Source organism: Neobacillus sp. S1227, assembly GCF_055385255.1.
In genome coordinates this window covers 1,137,945-1,158,423 of sequence record NZ_AP038276.1, presented here as the reverse complement: position 1 = coordinate 1,158,423, position 20,479 = coordinate 1,137,945, and the positions used below count along the sequence as shown (strand labels likewise).

Genomic DNA, 20,479 nt, shown 5'->3' with positions numbered 1-20,479 from the left:
AAGCTTGCCAATTGGCTAAACCAATTTCAAGGGAAACCATAGTATATACTGTAAAAAATTCATAATTAGGGGGATTATCTATGTATCCTCTCCGTTTATCCATACCTACAATTGCTGTAACTGGCAGTGCAGGAAAAACAACGACGAAAGAGATGATAGCTTCGATTTTGGCAACCAAGTGGAATATTTTTAAATCGAAAAAGAACAGAAATCAGCGTTATCATACACAACGTCATGCGAGTCTAATTAAACCTGCACATCAGGCTGCTGTTCTAGAATATGGCATGGGTCGGAAAAGATCTGGGAAAATTCATTGCAGTTTTATCGAACCGAATATTGGAATTATTACGAATGTAGGTGCAGCACATTTCGGGGTATTAGGAAATAGCGTGATAAAAATCGCTAAATCAAAATCAGCTCTCATTAAGTATATGAAACAGGATGGGCTTCTGTTCCTCAACGGTGATGATGAGAATTCAAAATTATTGCAGACCGGGAATTTCCAGGGTGAAATCATTACGATTGGCATTCAAAATGATTGTGATTACAAGGCTAATAATATAAAGTTCCTGCCGAATGGAATGAGTTTTGAAGTTCAATTGGACGGACATCTAGAAGAGTTTATTATTCCGTTTTTCGGTGTGCATAATGTTATGAATGCTTTATTTGCAATAGCAGTCGCCCATCGTCTTCACTTTACTTCTTCGGATATTAAAACAGGTTTACAAAGTGCACCAGTTCCTTTGCACAGGTTAAATATGATTGAATTAAGCAATCACTCCCTTCTTATTGATGATAGTTTCAGTTCTAATCCACCGGCAGCAAAAGCAGCAATCGATGTCTTAACTAAGATTGCAGAAACAAAAAAGAAATTAGTGATCCTTGGAACCATGCTGGAGCTTGGCGCCTATTCAATGGAAGGACATAAAGAGGTAGGAAGGTATTTGAACGGAAAAGGGATTGAATTAATATTAACCTTCGGAGAAGAAGCAAAGTGGATTGGTGACGGTGCAGTAGAATCCGGATACGATAAAGAACGGATTTATCATTTCGATGATCGTGAACAATTACATGAGTTTTTAGACAACACCATGACCCCACATTTGGCGATCCTCATCAAAGGATCAAATCGAATGAACATGAGTCTTACTTCCCAATATTTAAATGAAAAGTATGGAAAACAGCCCTAAACTTAAGTCGTCTGAATATCACATGAAGGGGGTTACCTATGCATAGGCCTCTAAACAATAAAATGAAAAAAACTTTAGTGCTGCTCAATCATCCTGATGTTAAAAAACATGTACCGGTTACTGAATGGTTTACTGAACAAAGGGTAATCAGTATGATAGAAACCTATCCAACTCTGTTTATTAAACCCAATAAAGGGAGAATTGGAACTGGAATTGTTCGTTTAAGGAAGATCGACGGCCCTTTTTATGAAGTCCATTATCATAATGATGCTGAAAAATATAAAACTATTGAACAAGCTTTAATCTCTGTAAAAGAAAAAATGATTCCAGGAAAAAGGTATATCATCCAACAGGGTATCGAGCTTGCTACCGTTCTGGAACGCCCTTTTGACTTTCGGATTATCATGCACAAAGTGAACGGCAGTTGGGAAAAGACTGCTTGGTGTGCCAAAATTTCACCTCCCCAGATGATTGTGACTAATCACGCCAGGGGGGGGATTATCATATCTGCCGAACAAGCGCTGGCAGTTAATAAACATCTATTTGATTATAAAAAAGCCCTCACCGAATTAACTAATGTGTGTTCCAAAATTTGTGCAATCTTTGATGACCACTTTTCCTTTTATACTTTAGGTATTGATATGGCCATTGATAAAAAAGGGCACATTTGGTTTATTGAAGCAAACACTATGCCCGATCATGCCATGTTTCGCAAATTGGGTGATCCGCGAATATACAGAGAGTTAGTGGCCAAAGAGCGGGAAGTCCTTAGAAAAGCAAGAAATCCACTTGAAAATTAATAAATCTTAGATAAGAATGCGGGAAGGTGAACAAAAAAACAAATACCCTGCAAGATACTCACTCCATCCTGCAGGGCCCAGATTTTTAATTTTCTTCTATTTCTCTACGATTTTTCTTAAATAGTTTAGACAGCACTTCATAGACAATTGGCACAACTATTAGGGTTAAAAGCGTTGAACTTGCTAAGCCCCCGATAACAGTAATGGCAAGGCCTTTCGAGATTAATCCTCCGCCGCCTTCACCAAGTGCCAATGGGATTAACGCTCCAATGGTCGCAATAGCAGTCATGAGGATTGGGCGAAGACGTGTCGCTCCTGCCTCTAAAACCGCCTTCCGCATAACTAATCCATCACGTTCCATATGAATAATCCTGTCTACAAGCACTATGGCGTTCGTGACAACTATACCAATCAGCATCAACAGCCCCATCATGACTGATACAGAAATGGTTTCTCCTGCTATTAACAAGCCCACAAAGGAACCTATTACAGCAAACGGCAGCGAGAATAAAATTGAAAACGGTGCAACACCTTCACGGAAAGTCACAACAAGGATGAAGTAGACGATTGCAATCGCTGCTGCCATTGCCGCTCCTAGCTGGGTAAAGGTTTCCGTCATATCTGCTTGGACACCTGCAACGCCAACAGTTACTCCCTTAGGGAGATCCAATTTATCTACTTCTTTACCAACCTTAGCGGTTACTTTCGAAATATCCTCACCTTTGATTGTTGCTGAAACGGTAGCATAGTATTCACCTTTACTGCGCGCCAGTGTATTCATCGTGGTCCCCTTCTTGACAGTAACTAACTCAGAGAGCGGCACATTTGCCCCCACTGCCGTTGGTACCTGTTTAGAAAGCATCTCATCGATAGATTCTGGCTGTGCCGTTTGTTCCTGTTGAACGATGACATCTAATGCCTTCCCATCTTTTTCAACAGTCGTTAAAACATCCTTCGTTTGCTGCGGATTTAACATCATAACCAGCTGCCCAGTTGTTAATCCATACTTTAGCAGATGAGCTTGGTCAACCCGGAACGTATACTCAACATAAGCATCCTCGGCCGTTGAAGTAACATCTTTTAAATCTTTATGTTTCTTCAGTACCGACTCGACTTTCTTAACCGAATCATTCAGTTTGTTTAAATTTTCACTGTAGAACGTATAGCTTACTTCATTGGTCGATCCCGACATTGATGAGAAGTTCTGGCTCTTCCATGTTCCCGATTTGCCAAGACCTGTTACATACTTTTCAATCTTCTCCTTAACGGACGGGAAGTTCTTCGTATCCGGATCAAAAATCAGATACATTAATCCCCCCTTAGATCCGCCGCCCATCATGGCCCTCTGCGGGTCTCCTTCTTCGGTAATGGATATTTGAACAATATCAATATCTTTACGTTTCAGCATTTTTTCTTCAACCGCTTTAACATTTTCCAATGTCTGTTCATGTAGTTCACCGGCTTTTGGTGTGTACGTTAGGTACATGACCTTATCTTCTTCGCTGCCCATGAAACTGAAACCTATTAATGGTGTTAATGCTAAGCTGCCGGCTAATAACAGTACAGCCAGAATAGAAGCGATGACTTTGTGGTTAAGGGCTTTCTCCAAAAACCACTTATACCATTCGGCAAGCTCCCCGGCATTTTTATGCCGGATTGCCGTCTTCTCGCTGTATAATTTTTTCCTGAATAAGAAATGCGAAAGAGCAGGAACGATGGTAATTGCCACCAGCAATGAGGCTCCAAGTGAAAATGCCATCGTTAAGGCAAACGGTGTGAACAATTCACCAACCATACCGCCTACGAAAATCAGCGGTGCAAAAACGGCGACCGTAACCAATGTCGAGGACATAATCGGTTTGAACATTTCAATGGTCGCTTCGCGGACCAAGGCGCGCCCTGTCAACTTCTCTTCCTTTAGATGCAGGCGTCGATATATATTTTCCACAACTACTATTGAGTCATCGATCACCCTGCCGATAGCGACTGTTACCGCGCCGAGCGTCATAATATTCAAGGTGATATCCATCCAGTTTAATATCAGCAATGCCATGAGAATGGAAACTGGTATCGAAATGATGGAGATAATTGTCGATTTAAAATCACGCAAGAATAATAAGATGATTAGAACTGCGATCAACCCGCCAAATACGGCCTTTTCTACCATCGTGTTGACGGATTCCTGAATTGGTTTTCCTTGGTCAAGGGTTACATCGATAGTAAGCCCCTCATATTTAGCCTTTTCATCTTTTATTAGTTTCTTTACCTTATTAACAACATCAACAGTATTAGCCTGCTGAGCTTTGACAATTTGAATAGCAATCGCGTCTTTGCCGTTTGTTCGGGAAATTGATTGCACCTTACCGATTGTCTTAACCTCAGCAATATCGCCAAGTTTCACAACGGGTGATGGATTAGCTGCTGATGGTGTAACAGGAATTAGCATATTATTTAGTTCATCCACCGTCATGAACTTTCCATCAATTGCTACAGCCTGCTCCCCTTCTTTAAACTGGTAAAGTCCTAAGGAAACGGCCATGTTGCTTGCTTGGATCATTTGCTTTACTTTATCTTCAGTTAAACCTAACTCAGCCAGTTTCGCCTTATTGTACGTAAGGTCTACTTCGTCAATATGCTGACCGGTAATGGTTGCCGATGCTACACCATCAAGTTTCTCGATTTTAGGAACCAAGCTTTCCTCAACGGTTGATGTAAGCTCAACAATATCCTCTTTTGAACTGCTGACACTTAGCGCAACGACAGGCATCATATTCATGCTGATGGCAGTTGTCGTCGGTTTCTGTGCCCCTTCCGGCAATTTCAATGAATCCAATGCCGATTTTAATTCACGCTTTGCCTCATCCATATCGATACCATATTCGTATTCAACCTGAACGCTCGCCATATTTGAATAGGAATTGGAATAAACGGCTTTTACATGATCAAGTCCCTCCGCTGCTTTTTCAATTGGCATGGAGATGTCCTTCATGACCTGTTCTGGGGTGGCCCCAGGATAAACGTCCGTCACCATTAAATACGGAATGGAAATATCGGGAATCATCTCGGTTTTCATTCGTAATCCCGAATAAATACCAGATACCGTAATGATGATAGTCAATAACCAAACTGCTAGTTTATTTCTCAAGACAAAATTGACTAACCCTTTCACTATTACACCTGCCCTAAATTGACTTAATGAACTCAATTCCTTATAATAATGACCAATCAGTCATTTGTCAATTAAAGACCATAGGAGCGAGGTCAATAGATGATCAAAAAACAATTAATTATGGAAAAAGCGCTGGAGCTTTTTGCTGAGCAAGGGTTTGAAGCAACTTCGGTACAGCAAATTACCGAGCATTGCGGTATATCTAAAGGAGCTTTTTACCTGTCTTTTAAGTCAAAGGACGAATTGATTATAGCTTTAATCGACCAGTTTATGATGCAGGTTGTTACTGACATTGACCATATAGTCAGAGATACTATCGATGAGCAGCTTTTATATGAATTTTATTATTGTATTTATCAGTCTTTTCACAAGCATTCTGACTTTGCCAAGGTACTCATGAAGGAGCATTCGCAAACACTTAATAAAGAACTCATTCAAAAAATGAGATATTATGACAAATTGTTAGAGAACATTATCCTTTCGATGATTGAACGTTTGTACGGGGAGAGAGTCCAAGAGATAAAATATGACTTAATGTATTCTATAAAAAGTTTTATGAATATGTATTCACATTTATTTGTTTTCTACAGCATTCCAGTAGATTTGAGGTTACTGGCTGACTCCCTTGTGGAAAAAACAAATTTGCTGGCTAACAACGCTGTCGTGCCATTTGTTTCTATGGAGCTTCACCATATGATGCAGCCCACGAATGAAGAAATAACGAAGGAACAAATCCTAGACACTCTAGAACTAAAAATAGCTGAAATAGAAGAGCCAATTGAGAAGGAATCGCTGATTCTGTTAAAGCAGCAGCTTTTAGAACCGACCTTCAGCCTGGCAATTGTGAAGGGACTGATTGAGAATATTCGGAATCATCCTCATTGTAAATGGATCTCCTATTTGCTTCGCCAGTATTATAAAGTTTAAAATAAAAGCCATCCATATAAATAAAAAAAGCCGAGACTACTCTCTCGACTTTTTTTATGTCGCAGGATGACAAGTCTTTTATTTCTGCGGACCTTCATTCATGAGAATTTAGCTGAACAATTATTCCGGTTTGTATAGATTCATAACAAGCCTGAATAGCCCTTGTGTTATTGATTGAATTTTCTGCGGTGTAGGATGGTTCACCATCCTCAGAAATAACGGTTGAAATATGTTCGACCTCTAATTTATAAATATCGCCGGTAATTTTTTCTTCTCTATTAACGAATTCCTTCTGAACGATGACTAGGCCTTCCCCGCCTTGATGGTCTGGGCGGAATGCTCGTGGGACTTGAATTTTCCCTTCCGTTCCAATGATTTCATACTCAGCTCTAAATGTCATATCAAAGCTGCAATCAAAATAACCAGTCATTCCGTTCTCTAGTTTCATATAGACAAATGCTGAGGTATCCACCTGATGGACCGGGTCAACCTTGGCATGAACATGGACTTCGACAGGTTCTGTTTGCAATACATTGCGAATAGCATGGACACAGTAGCAGCCCACATCATAAATACTTCCACCGCCTTTTTGCTTATCCATTTTGATATTCCCTTCCCGCTGAGCGAGTAAAAATGAAAAGCTAGCGCGCATGTATTTCACTTCACCGATTTCACCTGAGGCAATAATCTCCCGGACCCGTTCATGCTGCGGATGAAACTGGTACATAAATGCTTCCATAAATTTCACGTTTTTCTCCCGGCAAAACTCAGCCATTTCCCTTGTTTCATCGGGAGTCATCGACGCTGGTTTTTCGCAAAGAACATGCTTGCCATGCTTTGCCGCTTCCATCGTCCATTGTTTATGCAAGTGATTTGGCAGCGGGATATAGACAGCATCTATTTCGGGGTCTCGAAGAAGTTCCTCGTAGCTGCCGTAGCTTTTTGGAATGTTAAACTTCGCAGCTACTTCCTCTGCTTTTCCACTTCCACTAGCGATAGCCGCCACTTCCGCATTCTGCGCTCGTCCAAAAGCGGGGATTAACTCTTTTTGAGCAATTTTTGCAGTACTTAAAATACCCCAACGAACCCTTTTCATCTGATATTATCCCTTTCCATTAATAAATTAGACACCTGAGTAGGCCATAAATCCACCGTCGACTGGAACCGTAATTCCTGTGACAAAGCCGGAATATTCTTCATCTACGAGCCATAATAACGTACCGAGCAAATCCTTTGGCTCCCCGAAACGTTTCATCGGGGTGTGAGTGATGATTTTTTTCGACCTTGGTGTATGAGAGCCATCTTCATTTAAGAGAAGATCTCGATTCTGAGTCGTCAGGAAAAATCCTGGAGCTATAGCATTCACCCTTAGCCCTGTTTCAGCAAAATGGACTGCCATCCACATCGTAAAGTTGTTGATAGCGGACTTAGCAGCACTATAGGCCGGTACTTTAGTCATTGGCGAGTAAGAACTCATCGATGAAATATTGATAATCACCGGGGAATCCTGCTTCAGCATTTCCTTTCCAAAAACCTGACATGCTACAAAGGTGCCAGTGAAATTACTGGAGAATACCTTATTAAATCCAGTTTCCTCCAATTCAAAAAACGATTTTTCACAAGGACCTTCTGTGAAGGTTTCGACATCGGTTATAGCATCAGGATGGTTCCCGCCCGCTCCATTTATTAAAATGTCAACCGCTCCGAATGCATCTATAACTGCATCCTTCGCACGTTCCAAGGAAGAACGGTCAAGAATATCAGCAGCAACAGCTATTGCACGTCCACCTGCATTATTTATCTCTAGCGCTATTGCTTCTCCCTTTTCTAAAGTTCGGTTGATAATCGCAACTTTAACTCCCTGTCGTGCAAGTTCCCGCGCCATTTCAGAACAAAGCACTCCACTTCCCCCCGTAATGACTGCGGTTTTTCCCTGTAAATTATGATGTAAAGGCATCATTTATTTTTCCTCCTGTTTCACCGTTTGATAAGCATCCCATAATCCGAGCAGGTGCATAATTCCAAGGGCACGGTCGTATAACCCATATCCCGGTCTACATTTTTCTCTCCAAATGTGTCTTCCATGATCGGGCCGAACATAACCATCGTATTGACAGTCGGACAATACTTTTACAACCCCTTTAACATCAAGAGAACCATCAGAAGATAAATGGGATGTCTCGATAAAATCGCCATTTTCAAAGATTTTGATGTTACGTATATGCGTGAAAGGAGACCATTCCACAAATTCAGTAGTAAGTTCCACTATATTATTATCAGGATTAGAACCAAGCGAACCTGTACAAAAGGTTATTCCATTAGATGGAGAATCTGATATTTTCCGAAGCCTTTCAAGACTCTCTTTCCCGGTAATAATTCTTGGCAGCCCAAAGATAGACCATGGTGGATCATCAGGATGAATAGCCATTTTGATGCCAGCCTCTTCCGCGACAGGCAGGATTTCATTCAAAAAGTAAGCAAGGTTGTTCCACAAATCCTCCTCTGTCAATTCTCGATAGGCCGCAAATAACTCTTTTATCCTGCCGATTTTTTCAGGCTCCCATCCAGGAAGAGTCAAATCTGAGTAATTTGAAAAGGTTTCAATAAGTTCCTGTGGGTCGCGGTTCTCGACCTTTTCTTTTTCATAAAACATGGATGTGGAACCATCCGGCAACCCCCGAAACAGCTCAGAACGGGTCCAGTCGAAGATTGGCATGAAATTATAGCAGATCACTTTCACACCAAATACACCTAAATTGCGTATCGTTTGTTTGTAGTTTTCGATATATCGGCTGCGTTCAGCATTCCCAAGTTTGATAGATTCGTGGATATTTACGCTTTCTACCACATCTGTATGAAAGCCAAAGGACCTTATATAATTGACCTCAGACTCAATTTCATGCTTCTCCCAAAAGTCGCCTACTGCTTTCTGATGAAGTCCCCAGACAATTCCTTTTACACCCGGGATTTGCTTTACATGCTCCAGTTGTACCGTATCATTCCCCCGGCCAAACCAGCGAAATGTCATATTCATCTATTTTCCCCCATTTGCATATGTAGTCATTACTGTGCTTTTTTGCAATAGTTATTAAAGAAAGGATGCCGGGTCGGCAATCCTTATCCATTTTATGCTTTTTTCAGGATTAAACTTTCAGCCCATTGGAATCGTTTACAGATTTACTTCTATCCTAGCATACCCAATTTTATTAAATCAATAATTTATTCATTAAACTAACAAATTTTCCAACTAGATTTGTAATCAATAAAAAACGCCCAGAGTAGAATGACTCTAAGCGTTTTTTCTGTATATTTTCATATTGTATACTTCTTTTAGCGCAATACTCTAGCTGCACTTGTGAATTTGGCTGGGTTATAAGACGCAATCTTCACCACATCACCTGTTTGCGGCGCATGAATATACTGTCCGCCGCCAATATAAATACCGACATGATAAGCAGGATTACCTCTAAATACTAAATCACCTGGCTGCACTTGGCTTGGAGATATTCTTGTTCCAACATTCTGCTGGTCGCGTGAGACCCTTGGAAGATTAATGCCAACTGCATTTCTGAACACGTACGATGTAAAACCAGAACAATCAAATCCACTCGGCGTTGAACCGCCCCAAACATAAGGAACACCTAAGAATTGTTTCGCATAAGAGATAACTCTATTTGCCGCATTAGGGTCAGATGGACTGGCAGCGGCAACCGTTGGGGCCGGCGCTGGGTTTGATGCAGTTTTGGCGGAAGACTGCTGCACTTGCGCCGGCTGCTGCGGCTGGGCTAATCGTGCTTGACGCTCTGCCTCTTCCCTTGCTGCTATTTGGGCCTGCCTTGCTGCCTCTTGTTCAGCAGCGAATTGGTCCTGTTGGTCTTTTAATTGGCTTTGGGCTGCAGCCAATGCCTGCCCAACTGCAGCTTTATCTTCTTCAATCTGTTTCTGTTCAGCAGCTAATGCTTCTTGGCTCTTTTTTAAATTAGCTAACTCATTTTGCAGTTTATCTTCTGCATCTGTTAATGCTTGTTGTTTTTCCTTTAAACCGTTCAATTTGTCAGTATCATTTTGAATAATTTGCGAAATAGCTGAAAAGCGTGTTAAAAATTCAGATAGATTATTAGATGAAAGCAAAACCTCTGCATAAGCGGCGACGGAGATTTTACCCTCTGCCTGAATACTTTTTAACCGATCGGAATAAGCTTGTTTGTAAGCCTCCAAGTCATTTTTTGCTTTTTCAATTTCAACCTTGGATTTTTCAATTTCTTCTTGTTGAGTTTGAATTTGGTCGTTCAATTTTTGACTATTCTCTATCGCTAAATTAATTCTGTTATCTAATTGTTGAACTTGTGTTTCAAGGTCATCGACATGCCCTTGAGTCGCATTAATTTCACTTTGTGTAACATGTCCTGGTTCAGCAAAAGCAGGTGTTACCTGTATCAAAGATGCGAGGACGACAGCCGATACTGTATATGTAAATAATTTTTTTATCATCACAAATCTCCTCTAGCTTCCTATTATTATTTCAAATTCTTAAACTATTATTAGTTTATATTCCCATTAGACTAAAAACAATGAGACTGTCGGATTTGTAATGTAATTGTAATTTTATGTAGAAAAATTTAATATAAATTCGACATATACTGAAAAAGGGTTCAATCATTCCAATCAGCGTATGCTCCATTCCCGTTGCATACCCCAACAGACCAACTTAACAAATCAAAAATTTTTTACAACGTCAACCAAGTTGACGAATTTTCTTTTTAATGGTATTATGTTATTATCAACTTAGTTGACATCAATTTAAATTGGAAGTGATCAAATGTTTAGTATTGGAGATATGGTCATCTATTCCGTACATGGCATATGCAAAATTGATGATATTTGTGAAAAAACAGTATCGGGTAAAACCAGCCTGTATTATGTATTACATCCTACGGAAGGCAATAATCAATTAACAATAAGTACTCCTGTTCATAATAGTAAAGTAGTTATGCATGAACTTCCCGATCGAGGGGAAGCAAATGAAATAATTGAGTCCTTTAAATATCCTGGGGTAAAATGGAATGACAAACCTAACATCCGTCACCAGCTATATTCGAATATTGTAAATTCAGGTGAACGAAAAGAAATTGCCAAATTGGTAAATACGCTTATGAGGCAAAAAATCGAAGTCGAATTACGCGGAAGAAAACTTTATGAACAAGACCGCAAACTATTGGACACAATACAAAGTATCCTCTTTAAAGAATTAGCTATTTCTCTTGATACGACTTCTGGAGAAATAAATGAAATGATCATTGATTTAATAACTGAAAATAACTAATTATTTTCAACGAAAGAGAAACCTCCTCTTGTATTAACAAGAGGAGGTTTCTCTTTAAACTAGCAATGTTATTCTATTCCCCAATCTAACTTTAATAACTCCTTAAGGACTTTCACTTGCTCTGCACCTATTTTTTCTGCAATTTTATTCTCAAACTGTTCTTTAAGAGCCGCGTTTTTTTCGTAACATTCTTCCCCTAAGGCAGTTAACTGGATGCACTTCTCTTTTCTGTTGTTTTCTGCATTGCTGATTTCCACTAATCCTTTTGCAGCAAGGTTTTTCATAAATTTATGGATCGCCTGGCGGGAAATGTCTACGTTTTTTGTAACATACGAGATGGTAGGTCTCTTTTTATAAATCCTGGCCAAGATATACCACTCAGAATTTGAAATATATATATCACTTTGATCATTCCATGCTTTCTCCGAAATTCTTCTGACCAAAGTATGACGCTCGCTTAATAAATCTATAAGGTCTAAATTTTGTAATCCAGAGGCGGAACTCAAACGATTCACTCCAATCATGATCTTCGCCACTTACTATACAAAATTCCGTTATTAAATGTCAACTTGCTTGACATCTATTGATTGCAACCTATTTTGCATTCGCATCGGGCTGATGAATCCCAAAAATATTCCCTTCGGTATCCTGGTAGTATCCTTGCCAGGCCATCCCAGGCAGTGCATATTTTGGCATTGCAACCTTGCCGCCATGCTCAAGAATTTTAGCTTCGGTTACGTCGTAATTTTCCACTCCCATTGTACAAGCAAAAGCATTTAAAGCTTGGTTTGTTTCTGGCGGTGCACTTTGACGCTGCATCAAGGCACCATTAATTCCAGGTTCGTCTTCATTCCCTGTCACTGCTCCAAAGTAAGGCATTCCAGCATAGTCACTCCAATCTTGGAATGTCCATCCGAATACCTCTCCATAAAACTTCTTTGCCCGTTCCATTTCATTCACATGAATTTCAAAATGTACTAATCTCCCCATGATAAACCTCCTAATTTTCTAAAAAATTTACTTTAAATCTATTCGATTGTCCTCTAGCAATTCCCTCTCTATTATCGTGAATTTTTTGGAAAAATATTCAATCATCGTTCATGTTCCATGCTTCAGATATATGATGCCGATAAGGTTGTAAAAGTTTTAACCTAATGCAACATCAAGTATCATCATCAATACGAATCCAACCATTAAACTCATTGAAGCCAAATCTTTATTGCCATTTTCTTGAGAACCCGGAATGACTTCTTCGGTTACTACAAAGATCATGGCTCCAGCCGCAAAACTCAATGCATAGGGTAATAACGTTTCAATAAATGCGACAGCAAATGCACCAATGAGAGCAGCAATCGGTTCGACCATGCCCGAAAATTGCCCATATAAGAAACTCTTTCTACGAGACATTCCTTCTCTTCTCAATGGCATGGAAACCGCAACCCCTTCAGGAAAGTTTTGAATACCGATTCCAAGGGCTAGTGTCAAAGCTCCGGCTAAGGATGCTTCGGTTCCCCCATTTGCAAGTGCACCAAATGCAATCCCGACTGCCAGCCCCTCTGGGATATTATGTAATGTGATGGCGAGCACCAACAATGTACTCCTTTTTCTTCCTTTCGGATGATATCCTTCCGCTTTACCAATCGGCGCATTCGGATGAAGATGGGGCAAAATTTTATCGATACCCCACAAAAAGATGCCTCCTATTAAAAATCCAAAAGCTGCCGGAAACCAAGTTCCTATAGGATTATTTCCAGACATTTCGATGGCCGGAGCAAGCAATGACCAATAGCTGGCCGCAATCATGACACCACCCGCAAATCCTAACATACTATCCATTAATCTCTGGTTGATTGCCTTCGTGGCAAAAACTATAGCAGCCCCAATTGCCGTCATCCCCCAAGTAAATAGAGTAGCTATTAATGCTTGAGTTATAGGATTAAATTCTTGAAAAAACTCTACCATTATAATGAACCCCTTTATAAAACGAAATAGTGGAACTTCACCAATCATTATTTCTAGATTGTTGAAATTCAGGTGATAATATCCGGAAAAGTCTGAGCGCTTTTTAAACCGTGGCCATCCCACAAAAAACGCATTGAGCCTATAATTGTTTTTTGCAGAGGTATGGTAAACTTAAAAAAGTGACGAAGTTTAAAATATTTAAGAGGTGGCAGAAGTGAAAACAGTCGTAGTGATTGGCGGCGGTATTACAGGGCTATCAGCCATGTATGAATTGCAAAAATGGAAGAAGACAAACGGATCAGACCTAAGACTGGTACTGGCTGAAGCGTCCCAGCAGCTTGGAGGCAAAATCCGAACCGTCAAACAAAATGGATTCGTGATGGAAGCGGGGGCGGATTCCATTGTCTCTAGGAAAATGGAGACTATGCCTCTAATCGATGAGCTAGAATTAGAAAAGGAAGTTGTTTACAACGCAACAGGTCATTCTTTTATATACGTTGATGGAGAATTAAAGCCGATACCGGAGGACGCTGTTTTCGGCATTCCTGCAAGTATTGAATCGCTGGCGAAAAGCACACTCGTTTCTACAGAAGGAAAAGTGGCAGCACTGAGGGATTTTTATACAAGAAATGAAACGTTTACCAAGAATGATTCCATCGGTTCATTTCTGGAGCACTTTCTTGGAAGGGAATTGGTTGAAAAACAGATTGCCCCTGTCTTATCCGGTGTCTATTCCGGTAAGCTTAGTGACTTAACTATCGCCTCCACCCTTCCTTATTTAATTGATTATAAGGAACAATACGGTAGTATCATCAAAGGCTTAGAAGCCAATAAGCAGAAATTTAAAGGTGGGGAAAGGAAGTTTCTTTCTTTTCGAAATGGCTTAAGCTCGCTAATTGACGCGTTTGAGGAAAAGCTTAATGATGCAGAAATATTAATAAATACCAAAGTCACTAAAATTGAAAAAGAAAGCAGCATTTATCAAGTGGTTTTAAATAATCAAGAAATCATTGAAGCAGATTACGTTATACTTAGTATTCCGCATACAGCTGCTGAATTCTTAATCAATGACCCGAACCTGTCAATAGATTTTGCTGGGTTGAAAAACAGTTCATTAATTAGTGTGTATGTTGGCTTTGACGTGCCTGACAGTGTCCTTCCTGCCGATGGAACAGGGTTTATCGCCGCAAATACCGATGAGTTGTTCTGCAACGCCTGTACTTGGACGAGTCGGAAATGGGAGCATACATCTAAATCCGGAAACCTGCTTGTTAGATTGTTTTATAAAAGTAGTCATCCTTCTTTCGTTTCATTAAAGGAAATGGATCAAGAAGAACTTCTCAAGGTTGCACTTAGTGATATTCACAAATCCCTTGGCATTACCGCCAACCCTTCTGCAAGTGAAATTACCAAATGGACCGAACAAATGCCGAATTATTTAATTACCCACCCTAAGAGTGTTGAAGCACTTGAAAGCAAAATGGCAGCAGCCTATCCAGGTATTGTCCTTGCCGGTTGTTCCTATTATGGTGTGGGAATCCCCGACTGCATTGATAACGGTATTGAATCAGCGAAAAAGATTATTCAATTGTTCTAGTATTCAGAGGATAGCTGCATTTGCGCAGCTATCCTCTTCTATTACCTTAGTGTTATCACATAAAGAGAATTAAAATGTTTATTTTGAGCCAGAAGAGTTGAAAAAATTATTAAGTACTATATAATATAATACGAAACGTATCGTTTCGTATTTGAAATCTATATAAGCGGAAAGGGATGGAATATGAAAAATACAAAATTAGATACAAGTATCGGTTCTCTTCAATGGTTTATTTTTTTAATTGCTAATTCACTTACGATTCCTATTATCGTCGGCCAGGTCTTTCAACTCTCTCCTGTAGAGATTACCGGATTGATGCAGAGAACCTTTTTAGTCGTTGGAGTATCATCTTTATTATCTGGCTGGTTAGGACATCGTTTACCAATACCTGACGGCCCTGCTGGCATATGGCTTGGGGTATTCACGTTAATGGGACAAATGGCTGTCGTACAAGGGGTAGACAATGCTGGCGGATCTCTTCAATTATTGGAAGGTGCCATGCTTTTAACGGGGGTTTTTCTTATTATCGTTGGTTTAACAGGATGGATGAACAAATTACTAAAACTGTTTACACCACTTGTTAATGGAGTTTACTTGACCATTCTCGGCTTTCAGTTAAGTGGAATGTTCCTTAAAGGGATGATTGGGGTCAGTGATAAGTCAACAAAGATTCATCCAGGAGTTGTCTTTCTTTCTTTTGCAATCTTTATTCTCGTACTTTCTCTTTCTGTTTGGGGAAAGGGCTGGTTAAAAAGTTATGCGGTACTAATTGGTATGGTTATTGGTTCAATCACTTTTATTGTATTTTTTGATTCACAGCCGAAACCTAAAACATCTTCCATTATTTCTTTACCTGAATTGTTTGCATGGGGAATGCCAAAGCTAGATGCGGGAATGTTTGTTTCTTCGATCATGGTGGCATTCGTATTAATTTCCAGCATTATTGCCAGTGTTGCAGCCATGAAACAAGTATTCGGTGAAAAATCTAATGAAAGTACACATGACAAGGCCATCCAAGAAGGGGGTTCACTTAAAAGAGCCGGGATTATTAGTGGAATAGGTACTATGTTATCCTCTGTCTTCTCGACAGTCGGAGTTGTGCCATTTTCTGTGGCAGCAGGGTTTGTACGGATGACTGGTCAAAGCCGTTTGCTTCCGTTATTTATCGCTAGTATAGCTCTTGCTGTCATTTCCTTTTTTCCTAAGGTATTTTCACTGCTTGCTATGCTGCCAGGTCCGATTGCTTATTCCGCTATGCTTGCTTCGTTTACTTCTATGGCGGGGATTGGCATCAGTTCCATTTTGAAAGAACCTCTTGACCAAAGACGGTTGACCATACTAAGTACTGCTCTTTCACTAGGAACAGGGGTTATGTTCTTACCGCAAGCTGTCTTTTCTGCCCTGCCAACAGTCTTGCAATATGTATTTAGCAATGGGGTAATGGTCGGAATGTTAGTAGCTCTTTTATTTGAACAAATTTGGCGTCCAAAGAAAGTCAATATGAAAACTAAAAAGAAAATCATTAATATTGCAGGGTAACCTGTTTATTTTTCTTGGCTATCTGCCCTTTTATTGACTAAAATCATGTTTATATAAGTATCATCATTACACCTACACCGATTTAAGTGAGGAATGAAAATGTCAGAAAAGAAACAATCTAAACAACCTTCAGTAGGAAGACCAAGAAGTGAAGCTTCCAGAACTGCAATTCTTAATTCAACCATTAGTTTAGTGGAGGAATCTGGGTATTCAACCTTGACCATTGAAGCCATTGCTGCACGTGCGGGTGTCGGAAAAGCTACAATCTATCGTTGGTGGGCAAACAAAGCTATTCTTGTAATTGATGCCTTTCTTATGTCGACTGAATCGCGTCTGGTTTTCCATGAAAACACTTCGATTCGTGAAAATTTCCGTCAACAGCTTTACACTCTTGCAAATGTGTTAAATAGCACCCTAGGAAGAACGGTGGCAGCCCTTGTGGCAGAAAGTGAAGAGGATTCGGAGATTGCGAATGCCTTCTACACATATTATCTTAAACCTCGACGTGAAGATGCAATATTAATTCTTGAGCGTGCAATTGCTCAAGGTGAAATTCAAACGGAGATTAATTTAGATGTTGTGTCAGATATGTTATACGGTCCGATTTATTTTCATATCCTTATTTACAAGAAAAAGATAGATACAAACTTTATTGACACATTAGTAAATCAGGTAATGAAGGGGATTGGTGCACCTTAATGATGGATTTTAGATCAAAATTAATGAATCTTTAATAGAGTATATATACGCACTGCAAACTGTTATCTTACTTAGATTCCGTTTGCAGTGCTTTTTTTCACTAACATACTCTTTAAACAGGAGAATACATTATTATGAAAAAACTCGCCGATTGGCGAGTCCGTTAGGGCGAAGACAGAAGCGCAGTTGAATTTATACTTTCCTATTAGCGAAATAATAAAAGAAACAATTTTAATCGTCAGTTTAGAAATAATTTCTTTTCTTTAGATTTCCGTTCTTTATAGTAATCCGACCATTTTCAGGCCGTGGGAAATTCCATTGTCATCAACTGATTTGGTTACATATTTTGCTGCTTTTTTCACCTTTTCTTCTGCATTCCCCATTGCTACACTATTTTCAACGGTTGTGAGCATTTCCATATCATTCAGTGCATCGCCAAAGGCATATTGCCGTTCTGGAGGGATTCCTAGTTTTTCAGCGATCCTTTCAATTCCTTTTGCTTTTGACCCGCCCTTTGGTAGAACATCAACAGCGAGGGGATGCCATCTTATAAAATCAAAGTCATGGAAATCCCGTTCGTATTGTTTTTCTTCACCTTCCGTACAAAACAGGAGTGTTTGATACAAATCTCGCCCTTTGTAATAGTTCGGGTCGTGCATAGGCGTACGATCGATTTTTAATGTTCCGATGCTTTCATTAATATAGGCATGGTCAGGAACATTGGCTTTCATATCCTCATGGTCCATGAAGACAACGGGATGATTGTTTAGAAGTGCGGTTTCGGTTAGTTTTTCCAACGAAGTCGTATTCAGTGGATTGGTATATAAAACTTCACCGTTTAACACAACATATTGACCGTTGTAGCTTACAAATGTATTTATATCCAATTCTTCCCGCAAATCTTCAAACATAAAAGGGGCACGTCCAGTGGCAATTGCGACAACATGTCCCAGTTCCTTTAATTTAAAAACGGCCTCTTTGGTCGCCGCAGGAAGCTCTTTTTTTGAGTCAAGCAACGTTCCGTCTATATCAAAAAATATCACGCTTTGTTTCACATTCTGTCCCACTTTCAAAGTAAAATATTAAAAAGCCCGTTGCTTTGTAACATTCCCAAATATTTGTATTCACAACCGTTTGCTTTCTAATCATTTATAAGTCTAAATTATGAAACCCGTTTCATGTCAAATGAAAAGAAAAAGGGCTAATGCCCCTTTGTAAACTTCATCTTCATCCATATTTATTTTTTCTATTTTGTGTTTGCGATAATTTTCTTAAAGGCTTCTGTTAAGACGATTGCATCCATACTATAGGCAACGGAATCGAATCCCAATTCAAAATCTTTCTGAATATCCGGTTCTGATCCAGCAAAGATAAAGGCAAATTTACCGGCTTTTTTGCAGGCATCAAGGATTTTTTGAATAGCCTCTTTTACCTCGGCAGCTCCAAATTGTCCTGGCTTACCCAAAGCTGTTGACAGATCAAATGGCCCCACAAAGATCCCGTCAACACCATTAAGTCCTACGATCTCATCAATACTTTCCAAGCAGCCAAGAGTTTCACATTGTGGGATGACTAGGGTTTCGTTATTGCTGACTTCGAAATAATGGCCCAATCCTTGTGTTGCATAATCGGTATACCAGAATGAGCTGCCGCTGGTTGGAGCAATGCCGCGTTCACCGACTGGAAAGTATTTTCCGTATTTTATGATGTCTTTTACATCTTTAACAGATTGTACGTTGGGAATGATTAACCCCATTGCACCTACATCCAGCATCTTTAGAATAGAGTTTCTTTGTCCGTCTTTAACCCAAACAAGTGGAGTAATGCCGGCCAATTTAGCTGCACGTATATACGTTTGGACACTTTCCACATCGAATGGTCCGTGTTCCGAATCGACGACTACATAATCAAGTCCTGCATATCCTAAACACTCAACAGCAGCAGCACTTCCCATTACATGAAAAGTGCCCAACGTTTTTTCACCTTTCAGCATTTTTTCTTTTATTTTGTTTTTCATGATTACCCCTCCCATACATATTTCAAAAACTGCTGAGATTCTTCTCTCAGCAGTTTTTTATTGTGTATAATCTATTCAATCCAACTAGAGTGTCGTCGATTCCAATCGAAATCCTTCCACGACGACCTCCTCATCAACTTCGAGAAGTAGGCATCGTTTTCCTTCGAAGGTAATATATTTGACATTTTTCAAGTCTTTCGGGTTGATGGTTACCTCAGCAACCTTAGTGCTGATCTTTATAGTTTTTGGCACTAAACTGCTCGCTTTGAATTCATGTTTTTCGTCCGCTACGACACTTTTGAAAGCATGTTCCACTTTGGCCGTATCGATATTTTCAACACCGCTAACTGTTAAGATCCGTTCGATGTCCCGATAGTCTAATGTAGGGATTTCACTTTCCTCGTTTTCAATATTCTCTTGTACTACCTTATCGATTTCCTCGTAAACATTTGAAATAACCGCAGAATCTACTTCGTCTCCTATTACTTCTTTTAAGACCTGATCAAAACTGTCCTTATCTTCTTGAGCCGTAATGATGTCATCACAATTTAGAACCTCTTCAATAAATGTAAAATCAGGTTGATTTGCTTTCCCAGCACAGTAAAGAATATGGTTCACATCTGCTGCATTGTCATTAAAAGCAGGGAAAAGAAAACCCGACAATGGAGAGTCTAAATTAATTATAGGATCCACAAAGTTATAGGATTTGAATTCTTTCTCGATATAATCAAACATTAATGCCTTTTTCGGTTGATCGGTTTTATTAAGGCTGCAAAGGATAAGTCCGCTGGAATAAACCTCATCATCCCCGCCTTCTTCGGACTCCTGATTCCGCTTCTTCGTCTGTTTTCGGTATTCTGCGCGAATAAATGTTACAACTGTATCAAATTCATAAGCCCCACGCGCAAACATTTTTGTGACAATTTCCAGCATGTATTCCTGCCAGTCTTCCGAATCTGCCTGCAATCCTTCGTAGAGGAATGATTGTGTGCTGTCTTCCACATCACGTCTAAACTTCAGCTCAAACAATTTGGCATCAAGATGGCCAGTTAATACTTTTTTAAAGTTTTTCAAAAACAATTCCTGTGTTTCCTGTTCTAACATTTGAAATGGCTGGCTGACTTGGTGATAAATCTCACCTGATTCTTTTTGAACGTAAACATTGAAGATTTCACGAATGTTCATCCGATAATTGTCCAATTTAAATTCCTTGCGGATATTTGCGATGTCTTTTTTATTCATTTGTCTCATCTCCC

General features: G+C 39.7%; 18 protein-coding genes. 7 read left to right on the top strand and 11 right to left on the bottom strand.

The window, feature by feature from the left end; genetic code table 11:
• Positions 1-80: 80 nt before the first annotated feature.
• Positions 81-1,190, top strand: coding sequence for a UDP-N-acetylmuramoyl-tripeptide--D-alanyl-D-alanine ligase (locus ACZ5AE_RS05820; protein ID WP_464570337.1), 1,110 nt, complete (start codon positions 81-83; stop codon positions 1,188-1,190).
• A gap of 62 nt (positions 1,191-1,252) precedes the next feature.
• Positions 1,253-1,990, top strand: coding sequence for a YheC/YheD family protein (locus ACZ5AE_RS05815; protein ID WP_464570335.1), 738 nt, complete (start codon positions 1,253-1,255; stop codon positions 1,988-1,990).
• A gap of 85 nt (positions 1,991-2,075) precedes the next feature.
• Here the strand turns inward: ACZ5AE_RS05815 and ACZ5AE_RS05810 are convergent, their stop codons facing one another.
• Entirely contained in the window at positions 2,076-5,159 is a 3,084-nt protein-coding gene (locus ACZ5AE_RS05810; protein ID WP_464570333.1) for an efflux RND transporter permease subunit, read from the bottom strand.
• Positions 5,160-5,258: 99 nt separating this feature from the next.
• Here ACZ5AE_RS05810 and ACZ5AE_RS05805 point away from each other — a divergent pair, with 99 nt between their 5' ends.
• Complete coding sequence (locus ACZ5AE_RS05805; protein WP_464570331.1) at positions 5,259-6,086, top strand: TetR/AcrR family transcriptional regulator; 828 nt, start codon at positions 5,259-5,261, stop codon at positions 6,084-6,086.
• Positions 6,087-6,180: 94 nt separating this feature from the next.
• Here ACZ5AE_RS05805 and ACZ5AE_RS05800 read toward each other — a convergent pair whose 3' ends face one another.
• From ACZ5AE_RS05800 to ACZ5AE_RS05785, 4 genes are all read right to left on the bottom strand, one after another.
• A complete protein-coding gene (locus ACZ5AE_RS05800; RefSeq protein ID WP_464570329.1) occupies positions 6,181-7,182 on the bottom strand; it encodes a Gfo/Idh/MocA family protein in 1,002 nt (333 codons plus the stop codon).
• Between the two features lie 27 nt (positions 7,183-7,209).
• Entirely contained in the window at positions 7,210-8,046 is an 837-nt protein-coding gene (locus tag ACZ5AE_RS05795; protein WP_464570327.1) for an SDR family oxidoreductase, read from the bottom strand.
• Positions 8,047-9,120, bottom strand: a complete 1,074-nt coding sequence (gene uxuA, locus ACZ5AE_RS05790; protein ID WP_464570325.1) for a mannonate dehydratase — start codon at positions 9,118-9,120, stop codon at positions 8,047-8,049.
• Positions 9,121-9,416: 296 nt separating this feature from the next.
• Positions 9,417-10,577, bottom strand: coding sequence for a C40 family peptidase (locus ACZ5AE_RS05785; RefSeq protein WP_464570323.1), 1,161 nt, complete (start codon positions 10,575-10,577; stop codon positions 9,417-9,419).
• 328 nt (positions 10,578-10,905) lie between these two features.
• On the opposite strand from ACZ5AE_RS05785, the gene ACZ5AE_RS05780 reads away from it, so the two are divergent.
• A complete protein-coding gene (locus tag ACZ5AE_RS05780) occupies positions 10,906-11,409 on the top strand; it encodes a CarD family transcriptional regulator (RefSeq protein ID WP_464570321.1) in 504 nt (167 codons plus the stop codon).
• Positions 11,410-11,477: 68 nt separating this feature from the next.
• Here the strand turns inward: ACZ5AE_RS05780 and ACZ5AE_RS05775 are convergent, their stop codons facing one another.
• The 3 genes from ACZ5AE_RS05775 to ACZ5AE_RS05765 form a co-directional block, all read right to left on the bottom strand.
• Positions 11,478-11,933 (bottom strand): MarR family winged helix-turn-helix transcriptional regulator, encoded by a 456-nt coding sequence (locus tag ACZ5AE_RS05775; RefSeq protein WP_464570319.1) that lies wholly within the window; start codon positions 11,931-11,933, stop codon positions 11,478-11,480.
• A gap of 70 nt (positions 11,934-12,003) precedes the next feature.
• Positions 12,004-12,399: a VOC family protein gene (locus ACZ5AE_RS05770; RefSeq protein WP_464570317.1), complete on the bottom strand. Its 396-nt coding sequence runs from the start codon at positions 12,397-12,399 to the stop codon at positions 12,004-12,006.
• Between the two features lie 156 nt (positions 12,400-12,555).
• Positions 12,556-13,371 (bottom strand): ZIP family metal transporter, encoded by an 816-nt coding sequence (locus ACZ5AE_RS05765; protein WP_464570315.1) that lies wholly within the window; start codon positions 13,369-13,371, stop codon positions 12,556-12,558.
• A gap of 214 nt (positions 13,372-13,585) precedes the next feature.
• Here ACZ5AE_RS05765 and hemG point away from each other — a divergent pair, with 214 nt between their 5' ends.
• The 3 genes from hemG (at position 13,586) to ACZ5AE_RS05750 (ending at position 17,206) form a co-directional block, all read left to right on the top strand.
• Complete coding sequence (gene hemG, locus ACZ5AE_RS05760; RefSeq protein ID WP_464570313.1) at positions 13,586-14,968, top strand: protoporphyrinogen oxidase; 1,383 nt, start codon at positions 13,586-13,588, stop codon at positions 14,966-14,968.
• A 183-nt stretch (positions 14,969-15,151) separates the two neighbouring features.
• On the top strand, positions 15,152-16,507 hold the full coding sequence (locus tag ACZ5AE_RS05755; protein ID WP_464570311.1) for a purine/pyrimidine permease: 1,356 nt from the start codon (positions 15,152-15,154) through the stop codon (positions 16,505-16,507).
• Between the two features lie 99 nt (positions 16,508-16,606).
• The gene (locus tag ACZ5AE_RS05750) at positions 16,607-17,206 is read left to right on the top strand and encodes a TetR/AcrR family transcriptional regulator (RefSeq protein WP_464570309.1); all 600 of its coding nucleotides are present in this window, start codon (positions 16,607-16,609) and stop codon (positions 17,204-17,206) included.
• Between the two features lie 278 nt (positions 17,207-17,484).
• On the opposite strand, the gene ACZ5AE_RS05745 is transcribed toward ACZ5AE_RS05750, so the two are convergent.
• The 3 genes from ACZ5AE_RS05745 to ACZ5AE_RS05735 form a co-directional block, all read right to left on the bottom strand.
• Entirely contained in the window at positions 17,485-18,261 is a 777-nt protein-coding gene (locus ACZ5AE_RS05745; RefSeq protein ID WP_464570307.1) for a Cof-type HAD-IIB family hydrolase, read from the bottom strand.
• Positions 18,262-18,452: 191 nt separating this feature from the next.
• Positions 18,453-19,223, bottom strand: a complete 771-nt coding sequence (locus ACZ5AE_RS05740; RefSeq protein ID WP_464570305.1) for an HpcH/HpaI aldolase family protein — start codon at positions 19,221-19,223, stop codon at positions 18,453-18,455.
• An 84-nt stretch (positions 19,224-19,307) separates the two neighbouring features.
• Entirely contained in the window at positions 19,308-20,465 is a 1,158-nt protein-coding gene (locus ACZ5AE_RS05735) for a DUF4317 domain-containing protein (protein WP_464570303.1), read from the bottom strand.
• Positions 20,466-20,479 lie beyond the last annotated feature (14 nt).

Excerpts from the sequence above, each read along its gene's own strand:
- ACZ5AE_RS05820 (WP_464570337.1), top strand. The coding sequence starts at position 81 with ATGTATCCTCTCCGTTTATCCATACCTACAATTGCTGTAACTGGCAGT.
- ACZ5AE_RS05815 (WP_464570335.1), top strand. The coding sequence starts at position 1,253 with ATGAAAAAAACTTTAGTGCTGCTCAATCATCCTGATGTTAAAAAACAT.
- ACZ5AE_RS05805 (WP_464570331.1), top strand. The coding sequence starts at position 5,259 with ATGATCAAAAAACAATTAATTATGGAAAAAGCGCTGGAGCTTTTTGCT.
- ACZ5AE_RS05800 (WP_464570329.1), bottom strand. The coding sequence starts at position 7,182 with ATGAAAAGGGTTCGTTGGGGTATTTTAAGTACTGCAAAAATTGCTCAA.
- ACZ5AE_RS05795 (WP_464570327.1), bottom strand. The coding sequence starts at position 8,046 with ATGATGCCTTTACATCATAATTTACAGGGAAAAACCGCAGTCATTACG.
- uxuA (WP_464570325.1), bottom strand. The coding sequence starts at position 9,120 with ATGAATATGACATTTCGCTGGTTTGGCCGGGGGAATGATACGGTACAA.
- ACZ5AE_RS05785 (WP_464570323.1), bottom strand. The coding sequence starts at position 10,577 with ATGATAAAAAAATTATTTACATATACAGTATCGGCTGTCGTCCTCGCA.
- ACZ5AE_RS05780 (WP_464570321.1), top strand. The coding sequence starts at position 10,906 with ATGTTTAGTATTGGAGATATGGTCATCTATTCCGTACATGGCATATGC.
- ACZ5AE_RS05775 (WP_464570319.1), bottom strand. The coding sequence starts at position 11,933 with ATGATTGGAGTGAATCGTTTGAGTTCCGCCTCTGGATTACAAAATTTA.
- ACZ5AE_RS05770 (WP_464570317.1), bottom strand. The coding sequence starts at position 12,399 with ATGGGGAGATTAGTACATTTTGAAATTCATGTGAATGAAATGGAACGG.
- ACZ5AE_RS05765 (WP_464570315.1), bottom strand. The coding sequence starts at position 13,371 with ATGGTAGAGTTTTTTCAAGAATTTAATCCTATAACTCAAGCATTAATA.
- ACZ5AE_RS05755 (WP_464570311.1), top strand. The coding sequence starts at position 15,152 with ATGAAAAATACAAAATTAGATACAAGTATCGGTTCTCTTCAATGGTTT.
- ACZ5AE_RS05750 (WP_464570309.1), top strand. The coding sequence starts at position 16,607 with ATGTCAGAAAAGAAACAATCTAAACAACCTTCAGTAGGAAGACCAAGA.
- ACZ5AE_RS05740 (WP_464570305.1), bottom strand. The coding sequence starts at position 19,223 with ATGAAAAACAAAATAAAAGAAAAAATGCTGAAAGGTGAAAAAACGTTG.
- ACZ5AE_RS05735 (WP_464570303.1), bottom strand. The coding sequence starts at position 20,465 with ATGAATAAAAAAGACATCGCAAATATCCGCAAGGAATTTAAATTGGAC.